The organism is Enterococcus sp. XAF26B05_ASV22, assembly GCF_056727285.1.
In genome coordinates, this window is sequence record NZ_CM161538.1 from 2,797,115 (window position 1) to 2,822,811 (window position 25,697).

24 protein-coding genes and 1 pseudogene are annotated in these 25,697 nt (G+C 35.8%); 5 read left to right on the forward strand and 20 right to left on the reverse strand.

Going from position 1 to position 25,697, the window contains the following annotated elements:
* Positions 1–7: 7 nt before the first annotated feature.
* The gene (gene lanM / locus AC1PU0_RS13855; RefSeq protein WP_430597604.1) at positions 8–2,884 is read right to left on the reverse strand and encodes a type 2 lanthipeptide synthetase LanM; all 2,877 of its coding nucleotides are present in this window, start codon (positions 2,882–2,884) and stop codon (positions 8–10) included.
* A gap of 407 nt (positions 2,885–3,291) precedes the next feature.
* Here lanM and spx point away from each other — a divergent pair, with 407 nt between their 5' ends.
* Complete coding sequence (gene spx / locus AC1PU0_RS13860) at positions 3,292–3,690, forward strand: transcriptional regulator Spx (protein WP_069653853.1); 399 nt, start codon at positions 3,292–3,294, stop codon at positions 3,688–3,690.
* A 152-nt stretch (positions 3,691–3,842) separates the two neighbouring features.
* Here the strand turns inward: spx and queA are convergent, their stop codons facing one another.
* The 5 genes from queA to AC1PU0_RS13885 form a co-directional block, all read right to left on the reverse strand.
* Complete coding sequence (queA, locus tag AC1PU0_RS13865; protein ID WP_069653854.1) at positions 3,843–4,874, reverse strand: tRNA preQ1(34) S-adenosylmethionine ribosyltransferase-isomerase QueA; 1,032 nt, start codon at positions 4,872–4,874, stop codon at positions 3,843–3,845.
* A gap of 210 nt (positions 4,875–5,084) precedes the next feature.
* Positions 5,085–6,632, reverse strand: coding sequence for a DUF4097 family beta strand repeat-containing protein (locus AC1PU0_RS13870; protein ID WP_206850686.1), 1,548 nt, complete (start codon positions 6,630–6,632; stop codon positions 5,085–5,087).
* 8 nt (positions 6,633–6,640) lie between these two features.
* A complete protein-coding gene (locus tag AC1PU0_RS13875; RefSeq protein ID WP_206850685.1) occupies positions 6,641–6,958 on the reverse strand; it encodes a PadR family transcriptional regulator in 318 nt (105 codons plus the stop codon).
* 229 nt (positions 6,959–7,187) lie between these two features.
* Positions 7,188–7,706 carry a hypothetical protein gene (locus tag AC1PU0_RS13880; protein ID WP_479998488.1) on the reverse strand — a complete coding sequence of 173 codons (519 nt, stop codon included), beginning with the start codon at positions 7,704–7,706 and terminating at the stop codon, positions 7,188–7,190.
* A gap of 36 nt (positions 7,707–7,742) precedes the next feature.
* The gene (locus AC1PU0_RS13885; RefSeq protein WP_069653857.1) at positions 7,743–8,432 is read right to left on the reverse strand and encodes a hypothetical protein; all 690 of its coding nucleotides are present in this window, start codon (positions 8,430–8,432) and stop codon (positions 7,743–7,745) included.
* 534 nt (positions 8,433–8,966) lie between these two features.
* On the opposite strand from AC1PU0_RS13885, the gene AC1PU0_RS13890 reads away from it, so the two are divergent.
* The 4 genes from AC1PU0_RS13890 to AC1PU0_RS13905 are packed head-to-tail and all read left to right on the forward strand — an operon-like array spanning position 8,967 to position 12,400.
* Positions 8,967–10,160 carry a betaine/proline/choline family ABC transporter ATP-binding protein gene (locus AC1PU0_RS13890; protein ID WP_242596661.1) on the forward strand — a complete coding sequence of 398 codons (1,194 nt, stop codon included), beginning with the start codon at positions 8,967–8,969 and terminating at the stop codon, positions 10,158–10,160.
* A 4-nt stretch (positions 10,161–10,164) separates the two neighbouring features.
* Positions 10,165–10,800 (forward strand): ABC transporter permease, encoded by a 636-nt coding sequence (locus tag AC1PU0_RS13895; RefSeq protein WP_069646389.1) that lies wholly within the window; start codon positions 10,165–10,167, stop codon positions 10,798–10,800.
* On the forward strand, positions 10,797–11,732 hold the full coding sequence (locus AC1PU0_RS13900; protein ID WP_277989361.1) for an osmoprotectant ABC transporter substrate-binding protein: 936 nt from the start codon (positions 10,797–10,799) through the stop codon (positions 11,730–11,732). Before AC1PU0_RS13895 ends, AC1PU0_RS13900 begins: the two co-directional genes overlap by 4 nt.
* On the forward strand, positions 11,732–12,400 hold the full coding sequence (locus AC1PU0_RS13905; RefSeq protein ID WP_069653861.1) for an ABC transporter permease: 669 nt from the start codon (positions 11,732–11,734) through the stop codon (positions 12,398–12,400). The genes AC1PU0_RS13900 and AC1PU0_RS13905 overlap by 1 nt, the downstream gene beginning before the upstream one ends.
* A 53-nt stretch (positions 12,401–12,453) precedes the next feature.
* On the opposite strand, the gene AC1PU0_RS13910 is transcribed toward AC1PU0_RS13905, so the two are convergent.
* From AC1PU0_RS13910 to AC1PU0_RS13975, 14 genes and pseudogenes are all read right to left on the reverse strand, one after another.
* Entirely contained in the window at positions 12,454–14,277 is a 1,824-nt protein-coding gene (locus AC1PU0_RS13910) for an amino acid permease (RefSeq protein ID WP_206850678.1), read from the reverse strand.
* 667 nt (positions 14,278–14,944) lie between these two features.
* Positions 14,945–15,280 (reverse strand): hypothetical protein, encoded by a 336-nt coding sequence (locus AC1PU0_RS13915; RefSeq protein ID WP_069653863.1) that lies wholly within the window; start codon positions 15,278–15,280, stop codon positions 14,945–14,947.
* A gap of 147 nt (positions 15,281–15,427) precedes the next feature.
* Complete coding sequence (locus AC1PU0_RS13920) at positions 15,428–16,591, reverse strand: cation diffusion facilitator family transporter (protein ID WP_181429537.1); 1,164 nt, start codon at positions 16,589–16,591, stop codon at positions 15,428–15,430.
* Between the two features lie 267 nt (positions 16,592–16,858).
* Complete coding sequence (locus AC1PU0_RS13925; RefSeq protein ID WP_479998489.1) at positions 16,859–19,525, reverse strand: YhgE/Pip domain-containing protein; 2,667 nt, start codon at positions 19,523–19,525, stop codon at positions 16,859–16,861.
* Positions 19,526–19,775: 250 nt separating this feature from the next.
* A complete protein-coding gene (locus AC1PU0_RS13930; RefSeq protein WP_206836199.1) occupies positions 19,776–20,003 on the reverse strand; it encodes a hypothetical protein in 228 nt (75 codons plus the stop codon).
* Between the two features lie 109 nt (positions 20,004–20,112).
* Positions 20,113–20,526 (reverse strand): hypothetical protein, encoded by a 414-nt coding sequence (locus AC1PU0_RS13935; protein WP_479998490.1) that lies wholly within the window; start codon positions 20,524–20,526, stop codon positions 20,113–20,115.
* A gap of 347 nt (positions 20,527–20,873) precedes the next feature.
* Positions 20,874–21,185: a hypothetical protein gene (locus AC1PU0_RS13940; RefSeq protein ID WP_479998491.1), complete on the reverse strand. Its 312-nt coding sequence runs from the start codon at positions 21,183–21,185 to the stop codon at positions 20,874–20,876.
* Between the two features lie 26 nt (positions 21,186–21,211).
* Positions 21,212–21,388, reverse strand: a pseudogene (locus tag AC1PU0_RS13945) (EndoU domain-containing protein); the annotation flags it as partial.
* 12 nt (positions 21,389–21,400) lie between these two features.
* A complete protein-coding gene (locus tag AC1PU0_RS13950; RefSeq protein WP_479998492.1) occupies positions 21,401–22,027 on the reverse strand; it encodes a hypothetical protein in 627 nt (208 codons plus the stop codon).
* Between the two features lie 348 nt (positions 22,028–22,375).
* Positions 22,376–22,804 (reverse strand): hypothetical protein, encoded by a 429-nt coding sequence (locus tag AC1PU0_RS13955; RefSeq protein ID WP_206850770.1) that lies wholly within the window; start codon positions 22,802–22,804, stop codon positions 22,376–22,378.
* 343 nt (positions 22,805–23,147) lie between these two features.
* Positions 23,148–23,372: a hypothetical protein gene (locus AC1PU0_RS13960; RefSeq protein WP_206850772.1), complete on the reverse strand. Its 225-nt coding sequence runs from the start codon at positions 23,370–23,372 to the stop codon at positions 23,148–23,150.
* A 33-nt stretch (positions 23,373–23,405) separates the two neighbouring features.
* The gene (locus AC1PU0_RS13965; protein WP_479998493.1) at positions 23,406–24,797 is read right to left on the reverse strand and encodes a T7SS effector LXG polymorphic toxin; all 1,392 of its coding nucleotides are present in this window, start codon (positions 24,795–24,797) and stop codon (positions 23,406–23,408) included.
* Complete coding sequence (locus tag AC1PU0_RS13970; protein ID WP_479998494.1) at positions 24,798–25,145, reverse strand: hypothetical protein; 348 nt, start codon at positions 25,143–25,145, stop codon at positions 24,798–24,800. It lies immediately after the preceding gene.
* Complete coding sequence (locus tag AC1PU0_RS13975) at positions 25,145–25,444, reverse strand: TIGR04197 family type VII secretion effector (protein ID WP_479998495.1); 300 nt, start codon at positions 25,442–25,444, stop codon at positions 25,145–25,147. Before AC1PU0_RS13975 ends, AC1PU0_RS13970 begins: the two co-directional genes overlap by 1 nt.
* Between the last annotated feature and the right edge of the window lie 253 nt (positions 25,445–25,697).

Genomic DNA, 25,697 nt, shown 5'->3' on the forward strand with positions numbered 1-25,697 from the left:
GATTGTTTCACTTAACGAATAACAAGGAATGAACATTGAACGAGTCATACGCTCTTAACAATTGAAACCCTATCCCTGCTAAGCCGCAAAAAAGACCAATGGGAATGCATTCTGGATCAGATTTTAATTTAATGACATTACCCATTAATAAATTAATATCATTTAAATAATTATCGTTATTTCCAAAATTTCCATGGCATAAACAATCATCCTCTACATTTTCAAGAATTTCCTTCGTAAAAGTGAGGTTCAATACTTTTCCTACTTCCATAATGCCCAATGTTCCTCGACACCATGATTTAGTTACAATTACGTCTTTTTCAAGCCTTTCTTCAAACTTCTCTTGATACCAAGCTAGTTTTTCTTTTGTCTTCTTGTCATTAAGAACTTGGTCTGCTCTACTCAAACCATAACATACTCCCGCATAACCATGAGCAAAGCTATTGTCATCCATCTCGTCACAAGTCACTGCTTGTACATATTTTACAAGTAGTTCGTAGGCTTTTTGCTCCTGGAATGTTTGATAGACCGCTGCTAAAACTGTTAATAAGCTAGCTTTACCATAAATCCATTCATTCCATTTATTTTGTTCTTCTATCTGAGATTTTTCTAACGTTGCTAAGCTATTTTCCATGTATAAACGATGCTTGTCATCTTTGAGCAGTCTTGTCACATAAAATGCAACGGTCAGACGCATTCCATCATCGAAGAAAGCACTTTGGTAAGTCTTTGATTCGTTTTCAATTAGAAAAATTTCTTTTTCCAATAAATCAATCATTTCTTGGTAGCTCTTTTTTGGAACAAAGTAGTTCAAATATACTAAAAACAGGTACATGCCCCCGCTACCTTCATAAAGATCTGTTCCAGGATACACGATTCCTATCTCATCATCTGATTCTGGAAAAACAGACATCCAAGTTACATCGCCATATTCTGGATCTACCATCATCTGATCAACGATTTTATCACCAATATCAGCCGCTTTTTGTAATAATGAGGAGTCAATTGAACCGTTTTCTGTTGGAATCACTATTTCTTGCGTATTATATTCTAGAGTACCTAGACTTTCCTTTAGTAACAGATACGAAAAATGACTGGTTTTCTCTGTTATCTGCTCCATATGCTTTACCGTATCTTCTAACGGGGTCTGTATTAATAAATGCTCTAGCTCATGACCGTTTATGCCAATCGTTGTTGATGAGGTGTTAGCTGTCACTAAAGGCACATCATGATCTAACATCGCGTTTATTTCGAAAGGAATCAATGGTTCTGGAACAATTTTGCTCCTCCATAGACTTTCAATGACCTTTTCACGTTCAATATAATTAGACATACAATCTGTGTGTAAAGTAAAATTCAATAAATTCCCATACTGTTGTGTATCTCTGTATATGAGTCGGATCGTTGTATTTGCCAATAATGTTTTGACTTGTTCAATAAATTTAGCTTTGTTTTTTAGTAATAGTTGATTCATTTTTTCAAACGACGTTTGGATCACCTGACGGTAAAGTAGATAATCAACTTCTTTTCCAGCTAGACGCGGAATATTCTGGGCGCCGTCCATATAGGCTTCTTCTAATTGAAAAGCAATATCGCTAGAACGATCATTTCTCAATCTTCTGACCTTTTTTGGTAATTTTTGCTTGGTACCAGATAACGCGTCCATTTCCAATTCACGTTTCCATTGTTTTTTTTGCGGTAGTAAACCTGATACAAGTACAGATTGTTTTTCTATTCGCGTTTGTTTCGATATTGGTTGAGTCAAGCTGAACATTTCAGGCCGAATCAACGTCTCAACATCGATCAACACAGGATGTGGCCCATGAGCAATCACGTTTTCCATATGTAAATCCGTTGCCCCTAACCAATAGACGATTGCCAGTAACTGGCCATACTCTTGATAAAAATCAGTCACATTCCCTTCATTTTTACATTCCTGATATGCGACTTTTTCCTCAATGGTAAATGTCGGGCGAATGATTCGCTTGATTTTATAAAAGGACAACGTTGAATCTAAGCTTTCAAGATAGGTCAATAAAGCATTAAAACGCTCTCCTATTTCTAGATTCTTAAACTTAAAAATCAGCGGTGTACCTTGCACTTGAAACTGGATCACTGTTCTCCCACGATTATGACTATCTCCTTGTCCGAGTTCAATTTTAGTGAGTTCCATCGGCGTAGAGATAGCAAACGTTTCAGTTAAAGAGTCTGATGAAGCGTTTACAGAAGAGATAAACTCCTCGATTACTTCACACGCAAAAGTCAACCTGACCGCAAGAATTCTAGCCAGTGTAGGATATTCTCCAAAAAAAAGATAGGTTCGTTCCTTATCACCAAGAAATTCTTCGATGTATTTAGTGAACTCAGCTTCTTTAGATTCAGCTTGAAGCTGATATTCTTCAATCATCTGATGGACATCCCAGACTAATGTTTTTTGCGCAATAAAAAAGAACTCATTGGATAATTGATCGACTAGCTCTGTCACTACTTTTTCTGGTATGTGAAGCGACGGAAATTTTTGTAAAATAGTTCGGATATGTTCTTCGTAATAATGCAAATGAAAACGCAATGCAGTGACTAATGTCATTTCTTTTATTGGGATTTCAACTGAAAATAGCTGTCTGTGAAGTTGGAACCACTCACTTTTTTCAACAGTCGGCATTAATAATGTCGCACGTTCTTCAGTAAAAGGTAATAGTCCCATGCCAAACGTTCGTTTATCTACATGATAATGTTGAACTATTTTATCATAATCGGCTATTTTCAATAAACTTTTACGTGCTTGCCACTGTTTTAAATAATCCTCGGATTCTATATCTAAGTCTTTCCAACACTGGATTCTTTCTGATATTGTTGTAGCGTAACTATAGGTTAATTCTTCCATCAGCGATCCCTCTCCTTTGACATTTTCTGTCTTCTTTATAATCATAATAAAAAAGTAGGAAAAATACTATCATAAGTTTATTTCATTATTAATTCTAACAACATAAAAATGATGATTTCCAACAATTAACCTCTCGAAATCCAGTATTTCTTTGTCAAAGGAATAGCGACATTTTTAATCGCTCATTAAAATAAAGCCTTTACATAACAAGCCCGATTTCTTAATGTCACAATTGGTATTGAAATGACCCACAAAAATAACAAAAGTTTGTGAATTTTCATTTATATTTACCTTTTGATAAAAACAAACAGCTATTTCGTAAGCATTTATTTTGTGAATCTTTTACTTTTAGTATATTATAGTTATTAAGAGGTATGTACCAATATTTTCGAAAGGATCTGAAATTTATGTTAAAATTGTATACAACAAATAGCTGTACATCATGTAGAAAAGCACGGAGATGGCTGATCGATCATGATATTCCATTTGAAGAAAAGAATTTTGGCACTACTCCTATTACATTAGATGAACTAAAAAATATATTAATCCTTACGGAAGAAGGAACAGAAGATATCATTTCGATTCGTTCTAAAGTCTTCCAAAAGTTAGATACAGATATTAATGAGCTCCCTTTGCACGTATTATTAGAACTTATCCAAAATAATCCTGGACTACTTCGTCGTCCAATTATGATTGATGAAAAAAGATTACAGATTGGTTTCAACGAAGATGAAATTCGTTGTTTCTTACCAAGATCAGTCCGTAAAAGAGAATTGTCCCAAACATTACTTTTAAGCGGTTTATAATTGCTACTACCTCGAATCCAAAAAATAAAAAACTCATTCATTTCTAAGTTTGAACAAATAGGACAAGCACAATCTGCGAACCAGATTGCACTTATTTCCTACTCACTTCACTTAGAGATAGAATGAGTTTTTTGTTAGACGTTTATTTTGTATCACTTCACAAACATTGCGTCTCCAAAACTAAAGAACCGATAACGTTCATCAATTGCATGCTGATACGCCGCAAGTGTTAATTCTTTACCAGCGAATGCACTGACTAACATTACTAAGGTTGACTTAGGCAAATGAAAATTCGTTGAGAAAGCTTGTACGACTTTAAATTCATATCCTGGCGTAATAAAAATATCTGTCCAGCCACTATCTGCTTTGATTTGTCCATCAAACTTGGTTCCGATTGTTTCTAACGTACGAATCGATGTTGTTCCTACTGCAACAATTTTCCCTCCGTTTTTACGAACGTTATTCAGTTGAGCGGCGGCTTCTTCTGTTAAACGATAAAATTCACTATGCATTTCATGTTCTGAAATATTATCCACACTAACGGGACGGAAAGTTCCTAATCCGACGTGTAAGGTCAAATAAACAAGCTTCACGCCCTTTGACTGAATTTTAGCAAGTAGTTCCTGCGTAAAGTGCAAACCTGCTGTAGGGGCTGCTGCAGACCCATTTTCTTTGGCATAGACGGTTTGATACCGATCTGGATCTTCTAAACGCTCTTTAATGTACGGCGGCAAAGGCATTTCTCCAAGAGATTCTAAAATTTCTAAAAAGATTCCTTCATACTTAAACGTCACAATCCGACCACCATGTTCTAATTCTTCCACAACAGTTGCCGTCAGACGACCATCGCCAAAGCTGATTTTGGTGCCAACTTTTGCGCGTTTGGCTGGTTTTATCAGTGTTTCCCATGTGTCTCCATCTGTATTGGTCAAAAGAAGTACTTCTAAATGCCCACCTGTTTCAGGTTTTTCACCATATAAGCGAGCCGGCAGCACTCTTGTATCATTCATGACCAGTGCATCACCAGGAGTTAATTCATCAATGATCTCGTGAAAATGTTTATCTTCTATTTCCTTGGTTTCTCGATTTAAAACTAAAAGTCTTGAACTTGTTCGATCTTTTAAAGGCGTTTGGGCAATCAGTTCTTCTGGTAAATCAAAATCAAAATCTTCTGTACTAAGCATATTTGTCACTCTTTCTACTTGATTTGTCTTGGCTATTCTACCATTTTTTAGGTTATCTGGCTATGAAGTTCATTTCTTCTTTGGTGATAAGTTAATTGATAGGGCTCTTTTTACTATCAATGAAACTAAATAAAAAGTCTAGAGCTAAAACTAAAAAATAGTTTCCCTCTAGACTCTATATTTCTATAAGATTTGAAGCTACTGAAAATGTTATTCAACTTTTTCTAAAATTTTGACATCTCCGCTTTTTGATTTTACATCAATTAAATAGTTTGTGTTATCTTGCAGATCAGCAAAATCATTCCTCATCTCACCAGTATCTGTATTTGCTTTAATAGTTACGGGTTGACTGGGGCCTTGCAGCCATTTGATAAAGCCCGACTGGCTAGATACAGTTGCATTTACTTTGCTTTCCTGGATAGCAATCGTGGTACCTGATCCATTTTCAAGTGCTAATGTACCTTGATTTTCTTCTGAAATGATTTTACCAGTTTCATTGCTTATCATGAGCTCACCTTTTGTTCTCTTAACAATGACTTGGCCATTTGTGGCAGTAGCGTTCAGTTTCTTTGTTTCAGAATCTTCTAAAATCGTACGGCCCGATCGATTGTTTAGGACAACATTATCTGAGCGTAGGAATTTTAAAATAGACAGTCCTTTATTCCCTTCAATGCTCAGATCACCTAACATGCCCGTGATAATTGTTTTACCAGAATCACTTTTTACTTTCAAATTCATTGCAGATTCTTCTATGATCACATCACCATACGCACTGCGTATAGTCCCCGTATCTGCAATAATATTTTTCACATAGACATCACCAGTAATTAATTCTAAATCAAAATTCTTTGTTTGAATATCCAACAAACGCAAATCTCCACGGCTTAAGCCTAAATGAAAATCATCAAGAATCGCCCCTTTGGGAATGAAAAAAATCACTTCAGATCGTCCAGTTTTAGTAAAGACATCAAACATATTTTCTTTATCCAAAGTCAAATTTATTTTATTTTCATATGAACCACGTTCAATTTTTTGGATATCACTTTCTTTAAAACGCCCCTTGACCATCAATCTTGGCTTTTCCGCACTAGATACTTCTACAGTCGTAAACTCAACATCCGCATCTGAATCAAAACGAAAGGCAGCATGTTTTTCAGAAGATAAACGAATCTCCTTATAGTACGGTCTACCTCTATACAGCAATTGGTTGGTTACAGAAAAAAACAGAAGCATCAATAAACTCAATCCCAGCAATCCACTCGATAGACCATTGATCAACCGACGTTTTTTTACAATCCAACTTTTAACTACTTGCAAAATAATTGCCAACAATAGTAGACTCAAAATCGTTGGAATTCCGGCAAGATTTTGTTCTTCATTCAGCTCTTTAAATAGATATATCAAGAAGAAAGAAAGAGTTGCTAATAGGATGAGTAGTATAAATGGTTTGAAAAAATTCAATACTGTTTTTACACATTTGTGTATTCTTTTTTTCTGTGTTTGAATGAATATCTCTTGAATTGCTTCTCTTGGTACAACAGAAGTTTTAGCATTGATTGCCGCAGATAAACTGAGATCCGCATAAAAATCTGCGGCAATCTCTTCCGGTAGCGCAAGTCTAGATACTACCTCAGCCTCTGTCTGTCCCTCTTCTAAACAAATAGCTAATTGTTCCAATAAATCTTCTTTTAACTCATTGAACTGTTCTATATCTTCTTCAGCAAAAGCAGCCTTTAGTTGGTTTAAATAGTCTTCCATCGTCTGTACTATTCTGCCTCCCTTAGTTTACTTACTTGTTCAACGAAATCATCCCAATCACTTTCTAAAACTTTCAAGTATTCTTTTCCTTTGTCAGTCATTTTATAGTATTTTCTGGATGGACCATCAGGTGATTCTTTTGTATAGATATCACAATAGGATTCCTTGACTAATCGACGTAAAACGGGATAAAGCGCGCCTTCAGTAATAGGTATAAACTGATTCACTCGTTGTGTTAATTCATATCCATATCTATCTTCTTTTTGAATAAGATGAAGCACACACATTTCTAAAGCACCTTTTTTAAACTGGCTAGAAGCCCTCATCGCTCAATCCCCTTATCACAGTTTTGATTGACAAAATTACCCGCTATCTCTTATAAGTATCTACTGAAATAGACCGATTACAACACCAGTTAGTAAGATGCCAATCTTTACGATTCTTCTAGAAAAAAACGTTCTCCTTAATAAGTAAAGTCTAGCTTCTCAAAACGTTGAAAATCAGTCCTGCTACAAAATGATTTATGCTTTAGAACAAAAAAGGTTTGGCCTTCTATCAGTGGTTATAGCGGTTGTAATTCTTTTTCTCTTGAATGATACCTTGACGTTCTTCCGGTGTCAAATTAGGATCGCTTAACTGCTCGCCCCACTCTCTGTTTCTCCGTCCTATTTCTTGTCCATTAGCTGACGCACCAGAAACGGCCTCGGTTCCTTCTGTATTTTCTGGCGATAGAGGTGGTGTCTCCTCTACTGCTTGTTGACTTGCCGCTGATTCTTTTTCTGTCTCTTTCAGAGCTTTCTGATTAGCAGCTTGTTCCTCTTCTACTTTTTTCGCTTCCTCTTGTTGCTTTTTTTGGGCTCGTTTTGTTTCTTTTGCCTCTAACTTTTTCTTAATTGAATTTTCAACATGAGTAATCTTTCTTGATACGACTTCAGCAAGATGTTCTCTTTTTAAAGCAAAACGTTCCTTAACTTCCTCATCTTTTGAAAATGTAGCATTCGCGGTATTGATTGTCTGAGACATTCCCACACCAACGATAAAAAGAGCCAAACAAAATACTATAAATTTTTTCATTCTAATTTCCCCTTAATCACTATATTTTTTATCAAATTATCCTTGAAAAGCATCCAATAGTTCTCCGTATCGTTTCTCTTCATCTACAATGATCCAATATTTTTTTTCTTTCTTATCCGGCTCCAATTCTAAATAAATCGTCTTCGTTTCTTTGGATGCTTTCAATTCTTTAAACGCTTCTTTTAGTGCCTCAAATTGAAGTTGATTATGGTCTTTCTCTGTTAGTTCGTTTAATTCATTTAAAATGCCTTTTAATTGCTTTTCATCAGAAATTTTGTCTATGTCTTCTATATGTTTGACCGTGTCATACCCTTTATCTCTTAACCACTTTACTAATTCTTCATCTGTCTTCTTATCCAAAGTCTGATTAAACGCTCTCTGATCTAAACCTGTCACTTTTACTTGTGCTTTATACTTATTTGAGGAACTGTCTTTCATTTTTACAGAAAAGCTGGTTTCTTCATCCAATCGTTCTTGATAAATTTCTACCAAGTCCTTTGCTTGTTCTTTTGAAACATCGAATAATTCAGAGAAATCCTGAATCAGATCGTTCTGACTAGGCGCATCTAATTGATAGAAGTACTTTTCTGCCTCTTCATTATCTGTATCATAAATGACATTATTGATAAAAGTTGTGGCAACATCTTTCGGATCTGCATTCTTTGCGCATCCAGTCAAAATAACAACTATTAAAGCAAAGATTATAACTATTCTCTTAATTTTCATGTGCTTAATAAACTCCTTTTATGCTATTAATTACTGTCTTTTTTTGTATCTTTTCTATTTTTGAGTAAATCAGATCTACCTTATGATAGTAACACTTACGTGAAAAGTTCTGCATCTTAAAGGTAACCGTAACGTTACCCACTAACATAATCATACGCAATCGAACCATTTTTACAGGTTAACTACTATTAAATGACCCTACACACCAACTATCTTAAACTATTTCTTTAAATTTCATGCTCCTTCCCTACTCTATTATTCATAAAACAGTAGATGCTCATCATAAATATACTAAGGTTCCCTACTATTGTCAATAGAATAATAGTTCCCTAATCACGCTCACTATTCTTTACTCCCAAATTCGTTGGTAAAATCGAGTAATTTTCTCACAAATTTTAATTTAAAATGACAAAAAAAACATCTGATTTGTCCAAATCGTTATTTTGTAGCATACTAGTAGTAGAAACGTTTGTTAGGAAACACTGCAATCATTTAAAGAATGAGACACAGAAAAAAGAATTTGGGGTGAGAAAGTTGATCGAATTTCAACATGTTTCAAAAATTTACAAAGGCGGTAAAATCGCTGTAGATGACGTCAATCTGTCTTTTAATAAAGGGGAGTTTATCTGCTTTATCGGAACTAGCGGAAGTGGTAAAACAACCTCTATGCGGATGATTAATCGAATGACTGATCCTTCAAAAGGAAAAATCATGATCAATGGTGAAGATATTCAAACAATTAATCCAGTAGAATTACGCAGAAAAATTGGCTATGTCATTCAAAATATCGGCTTGATGCCACACATGACGATTAGAGAAAATATCGTTCTTGTACCGAAGTTATTAAAAGTTGACCTAGAAGAACGAAATAAAATCGCAGAAAAAATGATTGATTTAGTTGAACTCCCTAGAGAAATGCTAGATCGTTATCCCAATGAGCTATCCGGAGGTCAGCAACAACGAATCGGTGTTGTCCGCGCTCTTGCAGCGAATCAGGATATTATCTTGATGGATGAACCTTTTGGAGCTTTAGATCCAATCACAAGAGACTCTTTACAAGATTTAGTTAAAGATTTACAAGAACGTTTAGGAAAAACCATTGTGTTTGTTACCCACGATATGGATGAAGCATTAAAATTATCGAATCGAATTGCCATCATGAGCGAAGGGAAAGTCATTCAATTTGATACACCAGACAATATCTTACGTCATCCAGTCAATGAATTTGTCGAAGAGTTGATCGGTGAAGATCGCTTGATCCAGGCTAAACCAGATATCACTACAGTTGGTGAAGTCATGCTAAATAACGCTATCACGATCACCCCGGAAAAATCATTGTCAGAAGCAATCAAACTAATGAGAGAAAAACGTGTTGATACACTCTTAGTGGTGGATGGCGCAGGCGTCCTAAAAGGCTTTATTGACGTTGAAACGATTGACCGCCGTAGGAATACCGCGACAAGTGTCAGCGATATCATGAATCCTAAAGTATTCTTTGTAAAAAAATCCTCATTATTACGCGATACCCTGCAACGAATTTTAAAACGTGGACTAAAATATGTTCCCGTTGTTGATGACCGACAAAAAGTCGTTGGAATTCTAACTAGAGCTTCTTTAGTAGACATTGTGTATGATGTTATCTGGGGTGAAGAAGAAACAGAAGAAACCACTCCATTTACAAGTGAAATAGAATCAACTGATGTCAAACAACCTCAAGCGGAGGTGTAGCAAAATGAATCAGTTTCTTTTAGAAAGAGGAAATGAACTTGTCACTAAAATCGGTGAACATATTTTTATTTCTGGTGTCGCACTTATCTTAGGAATTTTGTTTGCTGTCCCAATTGGAATCTTGTTGACGAGAACAAAAAGAACGGCTGCCATTGTCATTGGTTTAACAAGTGCCTTACAGACCGTTCCTTCATTGGCACTACTTGCATTGATGATTCCGATCTTTGGTGTTGGTAAAATTCCAGCAATCATTGCGTTACTTATCTACTCTCTATTACCTATTTTAAGAAATACGTATATTGGGATCAAAGAAGTAAGTTCTGATTATAAAGATGCTGCCAAAGGAATGGGCATGACAAATGTGCAATCGATTTTCATGGTTGAGTTACCTATCGCTATGCCAACGATCATGGCCGGAATTCGCCTAGCTGCAGTGTATGTCATTGCATGGGCAACGCTCGCTTCTTACATTGGTGCTGGTGGTCTCGGAGACTTCATTTTCAGCGGATTAAATAATTATCAACCTGATTTGATTTTTGCGGGAACCATTCCTGTTACTATTTTAGCTTTAGCTGCAGACTTATTATTGGGTCTGTTAGAGAAGAAATTAACTCCTAAAGCATTAAGGGAGGCAGAATGATGAAACGTAAATTAAAATTATTACTCATAACATTTTTTAGCGCATTGCTTTTATCTGGTTGTTCTTTACCTGGGCTTGCTTCTAATTCCGATGATTCTACGATTTCCATTACTGGTGGAATTACATCAGAAGCGCAAATACTAGCAAGTTTAGTTGCTGGCATGATCGAACATTATACAGATGAAAAAACGACGATCATCAACAATTTAGCAACAACTACGATCAATCATCAAGCAATGATGAACGGAGATGCTCAAATTTCAGCAGCTCGTTATACCGGAACCGATTTGACGACTACCTTAAACATGGAACCAATCAAAGATCCTAAAAAAGCGTTTGATGTCGTGCAAAAAGAGTTTCAAAAAAGATTCCAACAAAAATGGTTTAATTCTTATGGATTTGCTAATACCTATGCATTTATGGTCACACAAGAAACAGCAAAAAAATACAATTTAAAAACCATCAGCGACCTTAAAAAAGTTGGTGATCAATTGACCGCTGGCGTTGACACCTCTTGGATCGACCGTAAAGGCGATGGGTATAAAGGATTTACTGAAACATATGGCTTTGACTTCAAACGTGTTTTTCCTATGCAAATCGGTTTAGTTTATGATGCTGTTGCGGCTAATAAGATGGACGTTGTTTTAGGGTATTCAACAGATGGCCGGATTGGCAGTTATGATTTAGTTATTTTAGAAGATGACCTTCACTTCTTCCCACCTTACGATGCCTGTGCCGTTGCAACGGATGAACTCTTAGAAAAACATCCTGAATTGAACGATGTCATTGCTAAACTTTCAGGAAAAATTTCGACAGAAACAATGCAAAAACTAAATTATCAAGCAGACAACGATTTAATGGAACCAGCAACAGTTGCGGAAAACTTCTTAAAAGAACACCATTTCTTCGAATCTGAAGGAGGTGGGAAATAATGCAGAATCTACAAGATATGAATTTACTACAACAGTTTTTCTATTACTTTGAGCAAAACGGTAGTTATGTTTTGAGTCAATTTGTTCGGCATTTCTTAATTTCCATCTACGGTGTATTATTTGCTGCAATCGTAGGAATCCCAATTGGTATTTTCATTGCTCGAAGAAGAAAAATGGCTGGTTGGGTCGTGAGTATCGCAAACTTAATTCAAACAGTTCCTTCCCTAGCAATGCTCTCTATTTTGATGCTAGGTCTTGGCCTTGGAGTGAATACCGTTATTGTTACAGTCTTTCTCTATTCTCTTTTACCGATCATTAAGAATACCTATACTGGGATGATTCAAGTTGATCGAAATATTTTAGATGTCGGTAAAGGCATGGGGATGACAAAATGGCAACGACTTTATATGGTGGAATTGCCACTCTCCGTTTCTGTAATTATGGCAGGGATTCGTAATGCTTTAGTTGTGGCGATTGGAATCACAGCAATTGGTGCTTTTGTAGGTGCCGGCGGTCTTGGCGATATTATTATTCGCGGAACAAATGCCACAGATGGTACCGCAATTATCCTTGTTGGAGCATTGCCAACGGCTTTAATGGCTATCATTACAGACTGGATATTAGGCATGATCGAACGCCGATTAGATCCAGCGAGTAAACATTCCTAGAATTTGACAAACAGAGCAAGTAAGAATGTTAACTATTCTTACTTGCTCTGTTTCTATTTCTTCAAATGATAACTATACGTTGCGACAACAATATTTTCTCGCCAAGATAACCGTAGACGTAAACGTAAACTCGTCTGATTATGCAAAATATTTTGCCAACGTCGATTAGGGACAAATTGCGGGATCAACACCGTCGTCGTATACTGTCGCTTCGCTGAATTTTTACTCACCAAATCAACATAACGAAGAATAGGGTTCGTAATCGACCGATAAGATGAATGAACGACAGAAAAACGAATATCAGGAAAATGTCGCTTAAATTCTGCTTCAATTTCCTTTTCTTTTGCGACATTTTCATCTAATGACACATGCATCGCAACCACATAATCACCGATCGAACGAGCATAATTTACAGCTCCCACATTTGCCTGAGTCGCATTCCCAACTAAAACGATGACTGTATTGCCATAAAATTCCTGTTGCTTCACAGTTTCCTCTAAGCGCAATTGTTCAGCTACATTTTGATAATGAGCATGGATACTGTAAAAAACAAAAATCAAAACAGGCATAATAATAAAGAATGGCCAGATATCGCCTAAACGATACATGAATAAAATAACGATAATCGCATAAGAAATAAACGCACCGACAATATTAGCAATCGATTTTGATAACCATTTTTCAGTCTCTTTCCGCCATTTAAGAACCATCCCTGTCTGAGATAAAGCAAACGGAATAAACACACCAATGGAATACAGCGGAATCAATCGTTCCGTCGACCCTTGAAAAATCAATAACAAAACAACCGATCCAGCTGCCAAAGTCAAAATCCCATTTGAGTAACCCAAACGATCTCCCCGATCCATATACATATGGGGCATAAATTTATCTTTTGCTAGATTGTATGCGAGTACTGGAAAAGCTGAAAATCCCGTATTAGCAGCAACAGCTAAAATCAACGCTGTAGAAAATTGCAGTACATAATAAAGAATATTCTGTCCAAAAACCGCTTTCCCGATTTGAGCTAGCACAGTTACTTCAGTTTTTGGGACGATTCCATACCAATAGTTTATGAACGTGATGCCGACAAAGAAAAATCCTAAAATTGCCGCCATCATTGTTAATGTTCCAGCCGCATTTTTTGCTCGAGGCTTTTTGAAAAATGGCACGGCATTGCTAATTGCTTCAACCCCCGTTAAAGAAGATGAACCAGATGAGAATGCTCGTAAAATCAACGCAATCGTGATACCTGGTACAACGGTTCCTGGAATTGCGGTCGCATGTAATGGTACGGCACCTGTAAAGATCTTAACTAAACCTGTTGCAATGAGCAGTGTAATCACGGCAATAAAACTATAAACAGGCAACATCAAAAAACTAGCGGATTCTCTCAATCCCCGTAAATTCATCAACATAATCAACAAAACAATGACAATCGAAATTGCGACTTGGTGACCGTATAAAGCCGGTACCGCCGAAATGATCGCCTCAGCTCCTGCAGAAACCGAAACAGCAACCGTTAACATGTAGTCAACTAACAGTGAACCACCAGCCACTAGACCTGCATTTTTTCCCAAATTTTCACTACTAACAACGTAAGCTCCACCGCCATGAGGATACGCATGAATGATTTGCCGATAAGATAACGTTAATGATATAAGTAAAATAATAACAAAAGCAGCAATCGGTAGTGAATACCATATAGCAGCAGCAGACAGTGTAACAAGTACAACAACTATTTGTTCTGTACCATAAGCAATTGAAGACAATGCATCTGATGACAACAAAGCCAATGCTGCAAATCGACTTAATTTATGTTCATCATTTTCAGTAGATTTCAATGGTTTTCCGATGAATAATCGTTTTAAATAGTCCACTTTTTCCCCTCTCCTTCTCTATTTTTTTATAACCTATTAGTAGGAAAAATTTGTATTTTTTCCACAAACAATGACATATGCTACGCTCATAAATTGGGATTGTCAATTATTTTCATGTTAAACTATTAAAAAATTTATCACTCTTTCTTTATCCATTAAAGAAACTCTCAGTCCGTTGATTTTCTTCATTATAACAAGAATGTTATTTTAAAAAAAATAGTTCGTCTTCCCTTCTTTTCTCGGCGTTAATAGAAAAAGAACAAACCATTTCTTAAACCTTACTAAAAACGTCTAAACAATATTCGTACAGACTTTAAAAGTAAAAAAGCGACTGAGTGATAACTATTTTGTTGTGTACTCTAAAAGTTAGACTGTTTTAGGAGTGGAGAAATCCGCCCTTTTTATATTGTTAAAATTTTTTCTATTACCAACTTCGTTGCCAAAGGAGTCTCTCCTTCATTAAGAAGATACGCTTGAACTACTTGGTATTTTAAATTTACTATCCTATTTTGCCATAGTAAAAAGGGTGTGATACAAAAGTAAAAATCACTTTTGTATCACACCCTAAATACGAATAAATGGTGGGAGAAGAAGCAATCCCTTCGGAAATAAGCGCTTCTGTCCCAGCCGCCTCACAACATTTTACGTCAGCTCTTCGTCACTGTTTTTATTGATAATACTCTCGGTTCATACTTTCATATTCATCCAAGTGCCATTCTTGAATAGCAGATTCTTCTGAAGCATCTCGATTCAGATAACCCAGTCCCACTGGTTTAGAATACTGCGTATTTGACATCAACATATGAGAAATTGTTTCATCTTGCATTTTTATTATATGCTTTAAACGAACTTTTTCTAATTTCAAATCCGTAATTTTTTCTTGTTTTCTCTCTTTTTTTTCTAATAAATTCTGTAACAATTGTTTGTCTCTGATAATCACCAATGTTAAAACAACAATCACTATCACTAAAAAATATAGAACCATCAATAAATTTGTATCCATTTTTCTATTTCCCCCTAACAAGTCCTCATCTATATTAACATGTTAGGAGCTTTTGTTTTTCTCATTTTTTTATATAAAATAACTATATATATATAATTTTTGAGAAAAATTATATATATATTCTTTTTTTCATCATTATAGAGACCTCTACAATAGGTAATTGTGATCAAACGTTATTTCTACTATATAATCGCCAATATTTCTATAGACTTGCTCTTGTAGACGAATCTTTAATTCTTGATCGGTTCCTTTAAAATGATTTGGGACAACTAAGTCGAATAAAATGCGCGGTTTTCCACCATGATCCACTAAACGAATATCATGTCCCTTTAACTCGTCACTAATTCCTTTAATAACCTTTTTCAGCTCTTGATGAATAAACTGTTGCCTTTGATCATGTAAATTTACCGGATCGATATGACAAACGAGTTCTACACCCAACTGCTTTTTAAATTTATTTTCGATCTCGTCGATTGTTTCATGAGCCTTTGTTAAATCCCAACGGTCATCGATTTCAATATGTACAGAAGCAAACATTTTACTTGGTCCATACTGATGAATCAATAAATCATGGTATCCTACAATTTCTGAAACAGACGATAAATACAGCTTCATTTCATCGATTGCTGCTTGATTAGGGCGTAACCCCATCAACTCATTTACAAATTCTCGAATCAACTGAAGGCCACTAAAAATAATGTAGCAAGCAATGACCAATCCCACGATTCCATCGATCTTTAATCCCGTCACTCCTTCAACTGTAGCTGAAACTAATACAGCAATCGTCGTAAATACATCATTTAAACTATCTTTAGCCGTTGCAACTAGTGTATTGGAGTCAATTTTTTTAGCAACACGCTGATAAAAAACACTTTGCCACACTTTGATCAATATCGATAAAACTAAAATAATCAAAATTACTGGAGTAACTGTAATACTTTGCGGATTTTTGATCCGATCGATCGATGTCATAAAAAATTGAAAACCGACAAATGTAATCAGTAAAGAAACCAACATACCACTGATGTATTCGAATCGTTCATGACCATATGGATGTTCTTCATCTGCTGGCTTACCAGAAATATAAAAACCGACTAAGGTCAAAACAGATGATACTGTATCTGACAAGTTGTTCATTGCATCTGCCATGATCGACACACTACCGGAAATCAACCCTATCAAAAATTTACTGACAAAGAGTAGCATGTTAGATAATAATCCTACGATTCCAGCAAAAATCCCAAATGCTGTTCGAATATCTGAACTTTTTTGTTGCTTTTTTTCAAAACGACCAATTAAAAAATTTATCATCATAATCCCTACCTCGTTTTTAGCATATTTCAAAACTATAAAATGATTTCAAAAATTTGTATAGTGAAAAACGACTTTTATTAGCGACTTTTTATTGTTTAGAAAGCCCCGATTTGAATGCTTGGAGGTCTTTTCTTTTTTGTTAGGGGCACCTTGAAAAGAGGAAGCTTGTCTCTATTATGTCCTGTTTATCACAAAATAGCAAAAGAGTGAAGCAAACTTATTCCAAAGTTGCCTCACTCTTTTGCTATAAATAACTACACTATTTTAGTGGAAGATACGACTCTCATGAGAGACCTTCTCTAATTTCTTCGTTTTTTCCTCGACATACGGATATAAGAAAATCCCTAATACACAGAAAACGATCGCAATACCACTTAAAATGATAATTGCTTTCCACGCGTTTGGCCAGTAAATTCCTCCTGCCGATTCTCGCAATAAATTCACCGCATAGGTAAATGGTAAAAACGGATTAATAAACTGGAAGAATTTACCAGACACTTGTATTGGATAATTCCCGCCACCGCCAGAAATAGACAGTACTAATATAATGATCGCAGCTCCTTTTCCGACGTTTCCGAACAGCGCTACTAAAACGTAAACAATCATCATAAAGGCGAAAGCGATCAATAAGGCGAACAAGACACTATAAAAAGGTTGTCTTACATCTACACCTAATAAGAAATAATTTCCTAACGTCACAATCAACGCTTGTGCTAATCCCATGACTAAGAATGTCAACATTCTTGCAGAAAATTGTTCTCGTTTAGAATATTTCGTGCGGTCCTTTTCGTCTAAATAAAAATCGGTTGTTGCAACGCTTGAAAACAACACTGCGCCGACCCATAAACACAAAGCTGTATAAAACGGTGTACTCGCTGAGCCATTATTTGCAATAGGATAAATTTTATCTTCAGATATTTCTACGGGTTTCGAGAAGAAGTCACTTTCAGCATTGGCGTCAAGTTTAAACAGTTTTATCACTTGACCAAGGTCTACATCCTTTTCACCTTTTCGGATTGCTTCAGCGGCTTTACGCACCCCAGTTTTGATGGTTGGCCAATCGTTTTGAACTAAGTCATTGGCTTTATCTAATGCAGACTCTAAATCCGGCATTTTGTCATTGACCGTATTCAATGTATCTGTGATATTATTTCTGATTCCTGGATAATCATTTTGAATGAAATTTGCTGCTAATCCAAGTTTATCTTCTATTACAGGCAATTCGTTATTGTAAAGGTCGGCACCTTTGTTGATCCCATTTACGATTGTATCCATATGGCCGTTCAATAAAACATTGGCATCATGAACTTCTTGTTTAATTGCAGGTAACTCTGCTTGGTATTTTTCTAAAATGCCGATTGCATTTGAAACAGTACCTTGTGTTGCGTTTAATAATGAAGCAAAGTCTATTTGTTTTGCTTTATCAAGGAGTCCTTGAGCGGTACTAATTGTTGCGATCAGTTTCGTTAAGATATCATTGACCATCGTTGAAACCGCCTCAACATCAATACTTGATGCGGTTGTAGCAATTTCATTGGCTGCATTTTGAATCGCTTCTAAGTCAGCATCTGTAATAGCATTTACATCTAAATTATCCACTTTGACTTTTAAATCTGAAATCATATTACTAATTGTTGTTAACTTATCAATAGTAGGCTGTAACTCTTGATTTCCAGCGGATTCTTGAATCTGTGTCAACGTTTGGATCAATTGTTGAACAACCACTTGCTGTTTTCCTAGACTAGCTGACAATTGTTGTTTCAGCATTTCGCGCTCGTCAGGTGTCAAACGATTGTCTCGTAGTTGCTCGACAACAGATGAAACGCTAGAACTGATTGTTCCAATTGCTTGTAAGGTCACTTTCATACTACTTGTAATGCCTGGTAGTGCCTCTTGCAATTTCGTTGCCCCTTCACTCGTGGCAGTCGCTAATTGATCTGCTTGATTTCCAAGTTTTTCAATATCTGGTAGTGCAGTTTGAACTTGTTGAATAATCGTTAAGCCTTGTTTCGCTTCTTCGATCCCTTCATTCATCGTTTGTTCAACAGAAGCAAAATCATCATCGATCATCGCTAATTGTTTACCAGCATTTTGAATTTCCGGAATTTTTTCTTGCAACGTTAAAATAACTTTCGCTTGTTCTTTGATCGTCGGCATCTTATTATTTAAATCAACTAATTTCGCTCCTAATGCATCGACTTCTGGCAAATATTCAACAAACTCATTTGCTTTCGCCAATTTTGTTTTTAGTTCTGGCATTTTCCCGTGTAATGCTACAACTTCTTGTGTGTATTTATCGATTTGAGCCATGTTTTCATCTGTTGAAAGAATCATGTTTTTTACTTTTGTGATACTGACTAAATTAGAATCTAAGTTGTAGCCAATATCATTAAAAACCTTGACCAATGTCCCACTAGCTGTTTTAGTAAATTCATCAGTGATTTGTGCTTGTAAAGAAGTCGCGCCCTTTTCCGCAATTTTTGGTGCAATTGCGTTGATCTTCTCATTGATTGAATAGTCTATTTTAGGCTTAGTGATTTCCCCTGTCGTAAAACTTAACAAATCTTTGGAGAAATCTTTGGGTAGATAAATACCAGCATAATATTTACCTGATCGTACGCCCTTGTCTAGTTCTTCTTTAGAATCGACGAACCGCCAACCCAATTGTTTGTTTTTATGAAGATTTTTTAAGACTTCCTCACCAATATTGACTTTTTTACCTTTGAATGATGCTGCTTGATCATCACTGTATACTGCAATTGGTAACTCTCCTGTGTTTGCATAAGGATCCCATAAAGCTTCAATATTGAACCATGCATAAAGTGATGGAATAATCATCAGTGCAATAATCAAAAATGTAGCGATTGGGTTTTTAAAAATGCGTTGCCAATCTAATTTAAATAACTTCAATGTATTTTTTATATGTTTCATCCTGCTCACCCACTCTTTTTAATGACTGATTTACTTTAGCATAATTATTTTATCAATAACAAATGAAAAATCCAATTTTTGTCTATTTCTACGACAGGTTTCTTGAACTGTCGTAGAGATTTCTTCTATGTATTTCTGCATGCGATTGAATTAAGATATTTTTCGATTCTGATTTCTTCATCTGGAATTTCCTACACCTAAAAAAAAGACAAACTCATCCACCTGAATCAGCTTGCCTTTATTTTTTAACTTATCGTTTTGCTGTAAACTCTGACACTACTTTTTTTACTTCATTAACTGCATCAGGGTCTAAATAAGAAAGAGCTCTAGGAACCACACTCATCAGGTACATTTTATCGAGCTTGTCCGTTGATCTTCTTTCCATCAGTTCTGCTAGCAACTGTTTCATGTCTTCTTGATGACCAGCTTTCGTTCGATCCATTATGAAGTCATAAACTTTTTTTTCGTCTGCTTTCATCGGCTATGCCTCCTAGAATTTTAGTTTATTATAAGCTTAAATAACAATAAGTAGAAGTGATTTGCTTTCTATTTTTTGAATCATGTGAAAGAAATTTAAAAAATCTATCTTAGCTAACTACGTTCATTATACTAGAATGGACACCAATTGCTACGGCTGCGATCGCACTTGCGATGGTCGACCATCGTTGTGCTTTTTCTAAATCCGTTAATGGCTTCCCAGTTTTTTTGTTGATCCCTGTCTTCAATTCTTCTGTAATTGTTTGAAAGTACTCGTCAACCAAACCCTTTTCGGGTTTCGTCAAAATATCTAGGTATTCCTTATATTTTTCATTGAATTGAACATCTGCTTGTGTGACTTTACTTGGATCAGTCACCCACATCCATACGTAAGCGCCTGTGGCAAGTTGGACACGACAATGGTAACGACCTTTCATCCCTTCCGCAAACTCTTTTGCTCGTTTGTTTTCGATTGCTTCAGCGCGATTTTTCCACCGTTCATTGATCGAAGTGGCCCAGGTCATATCTAATTTCCCAAGGTCAAATGTACACAGTATAAATAGCTTTATGACTAATTTCTTTAATGGTTTGTTTATTTTCTGTTTGAATCTTTTTTACTACTTCAATTTTTTGATATACGAAAAAAACGGATCAGTGTTTTTTCACCCACTCATACCGTTTCAGCATTCTACAACTTAGCTGATTTGTACATCAAAAAAACAGTCAAAATGATTAGAAAAGTCCTTTGAATTTTTGTACAATAAATACAGCTAGCTTTTGTTAGCTATTGGCAACTTGATTAGTGAGTTACAGCTTACTAATCAAGGCTTTACTATTCGACGCCAATCGGATAGTAAAGTGCCTTTTTTATTTAATTTTCAATGTAACTTTCAGCATCATCAATAAAAAATGTTAATTTCAAATCAGGATACTTTTTATCAAGTTCTCTTAAACAAGAAATAAATTTCCTACTTTGTAATTTTTCGGAAACATCATCAAAAACCGAACTAATTAATAACACATCCTCTTTAGAACAGTTTTTCAAATAATTGATAGTTTCATCTTCACTTATGAATAAAATATTGGTCAAGTTTGCCCAACTTTTTTCAAGTCCAAAATCATCTTCTTCATTTATACTTCTTCGTTCCTCTAAATTTTCTTTAATTTGATTAGATATATTCATAATTTTTCTCCCAATTAAATAATTATTTATGGTTGTTTTGTACCATCTGGAAAAATAGTTCCAATTTTTCCATCAGTTTTTATTACACCAACTCGCACACCATTATAATCTCCAAAAATAACTTCACCATTTTTAGCACTTGCAAAGTTTGGTTGGCTAGCAATCTGTTGTCCTGCAGTCTCTATATCTTTACTTGTCCAATTTTCTGGAAACCATTATTGTCCTGTTCCAGTACGTTTAGATGGTGTTTTATGGTGTGGTACATTTCCAGTTCTAACACCATTAGGATAAGTGTTTTCAATATTTACTTCAAACCCCTTTTCTTTTAGGAAATCAATGTTAGATTGACCATGACCGCCACCTTTCATTTTAGATACTTTTCCTGTAGAAGGATTAACAGTGAAATCTCCAACATCAGCATGTTTCAAACTTTGTTCTGGAATTTTAACTTTAGGTACTTTAGCCCCACCTGGTTTCTTATACCCAGTTTTCCCTTTATTTTTCCCTCGATCCAGTGTATAGTTCTTACCGCCTTTATTTCCCTTTAAAGTAGGCGTTTTGGGTGCGTTTGTCCCTTTGCCAGCAAACCCTTTTCCTCCATAATAAGCACCAATTGCTACGGCTGCGATCGCACTTGCGATGGTCGACCAACGTTGTGCTTTTTCTAAATCCGTTAATGGTTTCCCTGTTTTTTGATTGATCCCTGTTTTCAATTCTTCTGTAATTGTTTGAAAATACTCGTCAACCAAACCCTTTTCTGGCTTCGTCAAAATATCTAGGTATTCTTTGTATTTTTCATTGAATTGAACGTCTGCTTGTGTGACTTTACTTGGATCAGTCACACACATCCATTGAAGTTGGAAAATAGAGAGAAGAATGACTCTTATAATCTGTAAAACCCAATAAATAAAGCCAATAGACCGCCAGGCTCTACTAACGTTGCTATCGACTTTATTTATTTGGTTTTTCTTTTTGTTAGTGCCCGAGGAACTTACGAAATTGCTAGCACCTTGACTTGTCCCTCGAGCCTTTTCAACATAACATACTCACCGTTTGCTTTAGCATTTAAATTTGTTTTTCAACCCTTTTCTACTCCACTCTCAGAATCCAGCAAAATAATGGGTAAAACCCTTATTCTCTAGTCGTAAACTAGTTAATGTTTGACTACAATGCGCACTTCTATCACTTTACTATGAAATTTCAGCTTTTATAGCTATCAGTTCATCACCCTTCGCATAAAAAGAAAGATTTTTAGATTTAATTTTTTTATCATACATTTCCAATTCTGAAAAATACAAAATAAAATATTCTTTGTTTTTAAAAACTTTTACTATTGGTACTTCTATAGGTCTTTCTATATCTATCAAAGGAAAACCATCTTTAGTCTCAGAATTTTTACTCTCTACCAAAGAAATTTTTTCATCTATTTGCATTGGAAAGATACACTCTATTTCACCAATAATACCTTTTTCGTTCAACCACATCATTACATTTTGCTCAATACGATATGGAATGAAGTCATCATTCATTTTCTCAGTTAAAATATCAAAATTTTCAACGGACTCCTCATAAATGTTATCACTAGCTAAAACTTCACATAATTCATTCTTTATTTTCAACAATATACCCTCCTCTATTTCTTAAAGCTTGCTGGCCAAATACCAACTATTTCTTTTGTCGATGGTGTGGATACCAAATATACTATCACTTCAGAGGAAGAGTATGAAATTATTCAAAGCCTACCTAACTTGACTAAAAATGAACTAACAGAGATTAGTGATTTGGTTCTTAAATTTCAGAAAAGAGACTGGGATATTTTTTAATTGTCAAACATCAAAAAGTGTAACGTATTTTTAAACAAATACATTACACTTTTTTATATTATTAGCTATCAGCAACCTGATTAGTGAGTTTAGGCCTTATCGCTTGATTAACAGTCTCGTGATAAAGTGCCTTTTTATTTTAAAACTGATCTTTTATTTCTTCCCAAATCTCGCTAATAGACTTCCCATTTATTCGTGCATTCTTCAACAAATCTTCTGGGTTTTTAAACTCTTGAGTTTCTCCACCAACTTCAGTTAAGTAATTCCCGTCAGAATTTTGACTAATCCAAAATTCTTTATCCTTATAATAAAAATTGTATTCTTCTCCATAACCTACGCTTTCTTCCATTTCTTTATAGTCCATAATTTACAAACCTCCATATTCCATATATATTTTTTATTCTCTAGTAGGTTTTCCATTAGGATCGTACTTCCACTTATGTTCATGAGGGTACTCAGGATGTCTTTTAGGATTACCATGATTTGTCATATCAACATCACGTATAGCTTTTCCTGTTTCATCATAAAATCGTCTTGTAGTAAGTTCTCCTTTAGAATCTAAAATATCTACACTACTATTAGGTTCACCAAATGGTCCCGGGTTTTTATTCACCTTAGTATGAACTTTAGAAGGAGTTATATCTATTTCTTTACCTAAGTTATTTTTAATAACATTTCTAGCCCCACTAGGTTTCTTATATCCAGTTTTCCCTTTATTCTTCCCTCGATCCAGTGTATAGTTCTTACCGCCTTTATTTCCCTTTAAAGTAGGCGTTTTGGGTGCGTTTGTCCCTTTGCCAGTAAACCCTTTTCCTCCATAATAAGCACCAATTGCTACGGCTGCAATCGCACTTGCGATGGTCGACCATCGTTGCGCTTTTTCTAAATCCGTTAATGGCTTCCCAGTTTTTTTGTTGATCCCTGTCTTCAATTCTTCTGTAATTGTTTGAAAGTACTCGTCAACCAAACCCTTTTCGGGTTTCGTCAAAATATCTAGGTATTCCTTATATTTTTCATTGAATTGAACATCTGCTTGTGTGACTTTACTTGGATCAGTCACCCACATCCATACGTAAGCGCCTGTGGCAAGTTGGACACGACAATGGTAACGACCTTTCATCCCTTCCGCAAATTCTTTTGCTCGTTTGTTTTCGATTGCTTCAGCGCGATTTTTCCACCGTTCATTGATCGAAGTTGCCCAGGTCATATCTAATTTCCCAAGGTCAAATGTCCCCGAAGCCCCATTCCAAGCTTTACATCCACTGACTTGCGCTATCCCTCGAGATAGCTCTTGTTGGCAAGCTTCGTATTCTGAAAAGAAACTGGCCGAGCGGGCGTTAAAAGCATGAAACTTCTCTAATTGTTCTCTTTTTTTGGCAATACTCTCACAAGCGTTGATATAGCGACGTTCTAAACTTGGCTGGACCTCTTTTGACACGGTCATCTGATGCTCTAACTGTTGTTTCAACTGTTCGAATCGGTTGATTTGACTCATGATTTGGTCTTCGTCTGTATCGATACTTGAAACGGAACTTTGATACTCGTTGATCAGTCGTTTGTGGGCACTTGCCATTGCTTCTCCTGTCATAGTAACAGAACGACAGATGGGTGTATAGACCACATTGAAATAACGCTTCGCCGAGTCGTAGGCTTTTCCTGATAACGGTGCGAATAAAAATTGCGCGATACTTTTTTGAAGCGAAGCGATTGCTTGATTTGCTTCTTGGTTCATTCGTGAAGCGTCACTTGCTTGCGCCTGCATTTCACCAACATAAAATTTCAACCCCATTTACTGCTTCTCCTTTTCTTCCTCCAATAGCGCATTCCGTTGTTTCCGATAGGTTTCTTCTTCCGCTTCCAACAACTGCTTTTTCGTTTTGTTTAATTCTCTTTCTTTATCTGCTAGACGCTGTTGCGCTTTAGTTGATTGATCTCGACTATCCAGACCTCTATCTTGAAAATAGTGTCGTTCTTCCGGCGAAGAAGTTGCAACCACTTGAGAATATAAGCGCTGTTCTTCTTGATGGATAGAGTGAAGGTCCTCCAGTTGTTTACCTATTGTCCGGATTTCTCTTGTGACTAACTCTTGTTCTGCTTGAATCGTTTTAAGTGTTGCTTGGTCACTCACCTCTGTCATTAGAACCACCTACTCATTGGCGATGTGTTCGCTTGAAATTGATGTGATGCTTTTAAGTCGATTTCGGAAAAATCCTTTGCAACAGAGTGTATATTTTTCCCAGTAGCTACAATACTAGCTGAGAGTTTGTTGATATCGTTTCCAAAAATTGTCGCTGTTTCTTTCGCCTTCGCATTGCCCCTCACGTTCGTTCTCGTCGCGATATTGGTTGGTCCTTTTATGTTGTTTAAAGCATTGGCTGATTGGCTAAAAGAAGCGGATATATTTCCTGCTATAGATAGACTGCTTTTTATCCCCATATTTTCACTCCTTGTTAAATTTATAAAAGATAAGTATAACAAACCAAACACATAGACACAATTGTATTTTTCACTTTTTGTGAAATGAAAAAATCACAAAACGCAAAATAATTCCTTATGCAGATATTGCTAATTTTCAATATTTACTCAACCGTTTGCCCTCTTAATAAGATTATTAAACCATTTTTTCCAATTGCATATAAATCAACAAGAAAAAAGAAATCAACGAATATTATGCCTGCGGTCATTCGTT

What these genes read in the sequence shown, in the direction of transcription:
- lanM (WP_430597604.1), bottom strand. Translation starts at nt 2,884, where the DNA reads ATGGAAGAATTAACCTATAGTTACGCTACAACAATATCAGAAAGAATC.
- spx (WP_069653853.1), top strand. Translation starts at nt 3,292, where the DNA reads ATGTTAAAATTGTATACAACAAATAGCTGTACATCATGTAGAAAAGCA.
- queA (WP_069653854.1), bottom strand. Translation starts at nt 4,874, where the DNA reads ATGCTTAGTACAGAAGATTTTGATTTTGATTTACCAGAAGAACTGATT.
- AC1PU0_RS13870 (WP_206850686.1), bottom strand. Translation starts at nt 6,632, where the DNA reads ATGGAAGACTATTTAAACCAACTAAAGGCTGCTTTTGCTGAAGAAGAT.
- AC1PU0_RS13875 (WP_206850685.1), bottom strand. Translation starts at nt 6,958, where the DNA reads ATGAGGGCTTCTAGCCAGTTTAAAAAAGGTGCTTTAGAAATGTGTGTG.
- AC1PU0_RS13880 (WP_479998488.1), bottom strand. Translation starts at nt 7,706, where the DNA reads ATGAAAAAATTTATAGTATTTTGTTTGGCTCTTTTTATCGTTGGTGTG.
- AC1PU0_RS13885 (WP_069653857.1), bottom strand. Translation starts at nt 8,432, where the DNA reads ATGAAAATTAAGAGAATAGTTATAATCTTTGCTTTAATAGTTGTTATT.
- AC1PU0_RS13895 (WP_069646389.1), top strand. Translation starts at nt 10,165, where the DNA reads ATGAATCAGTTTCTTTTAGAAAGAGGAAATGAACTTGTCACTAAAATC.
- AC1PU0_RS13900 (WP_277989361.1), top strand. Translation starts at nt 10,797, where the DNA reads ATGATGAAACGTAAATTAAAATTATTACTCATAACATTTTTTAGCGCA.
- AC1PU0_RS13905 (WP_069653861.1), top strand. Translation starts at nt 11,732, where the DNA reads ATGCAGAATCTACAAGATATGAATTTACTACAACAGTTTTTCTATTAC.
- AC1PU0_RS13915 (WP_069653863.1), bottom strand. Translation starts at nt 15,280, where the DNA reads ATGGATACAAATTTATTGATGGTTCTATATTTTTTAGTGATAGTGATT.
- AC1PU0_RS13920 (WP_181429537.1), bottom strand. Translation starts at nt 16,591, where the DNA reads ATGATAAATTTTTTAATTGGTCGTTTTGAAAAAAAGCAACAAAAAAGT.
- AC1PU0_RS13925 (WP_479998489.1), bottom strand. Translation starts at nt 19,525, where the DNA reads ATGAAACATATAAAAAATACATTGAAGTTATTTAAATTAGATTGGCAA.
- AC1PU0_RS13930 (WP_206836199.1), bottom strand. Translation starts at nt 20,003, where the DNA reads ATGAAAGCAGACGAAAAAAAAGTTTATGACTTCATAATGGATCGAACG.
- AC1PU0_RS13935 (WP_479998490.1), bottom strand. Translation starts at nt 20,526, where the DNA reads ATGACCTGGGCCACTTCGATCAATGAACGGTGGAAAAATCGCGCTGAA.
- AC1PU0_RS13940 (WP_479998491.1), bottom strand. Translation starts at nt 21,185, where the DNA reads ATGAATATATCTAATCAAATTAAAGAAAATTTAGAGGAACGAAGAAGT.
- AC1PU0_RS13960 (WP_206850772.1), bottom strand. Translation starts at nt 23,372, where the DNA reads ATGGACTATAAAGAAATGGAAGAAAGCGTAGGTTATGGAGAAGAATAC.
- AC1PU0_RS13965 (WP_479998493.1), bottom strand. Translation starts at nt 24,797, where the DNA reads ATGGGGTTGAAATTTTATGTTGGTGAAATGCAGGCGCAAGCAAGTGAC.
- AC1PU0_RS13970 (WP_479998494.1), bottom strand. Translation starts at nt 25,145, where the DNA reads ATGACAGAGGTGAGTGACCAAGCAACACTTAAAACGATTCAAGCAGAA.
- AC1PU0_RS13975 (WP_479998495.1), bottom strand. Translation starts at nt 25,444, where the DNA reads ATGGGGATAAAAAGCAGTCTATCTATAGCAGGAAATATATCCGCTTCT.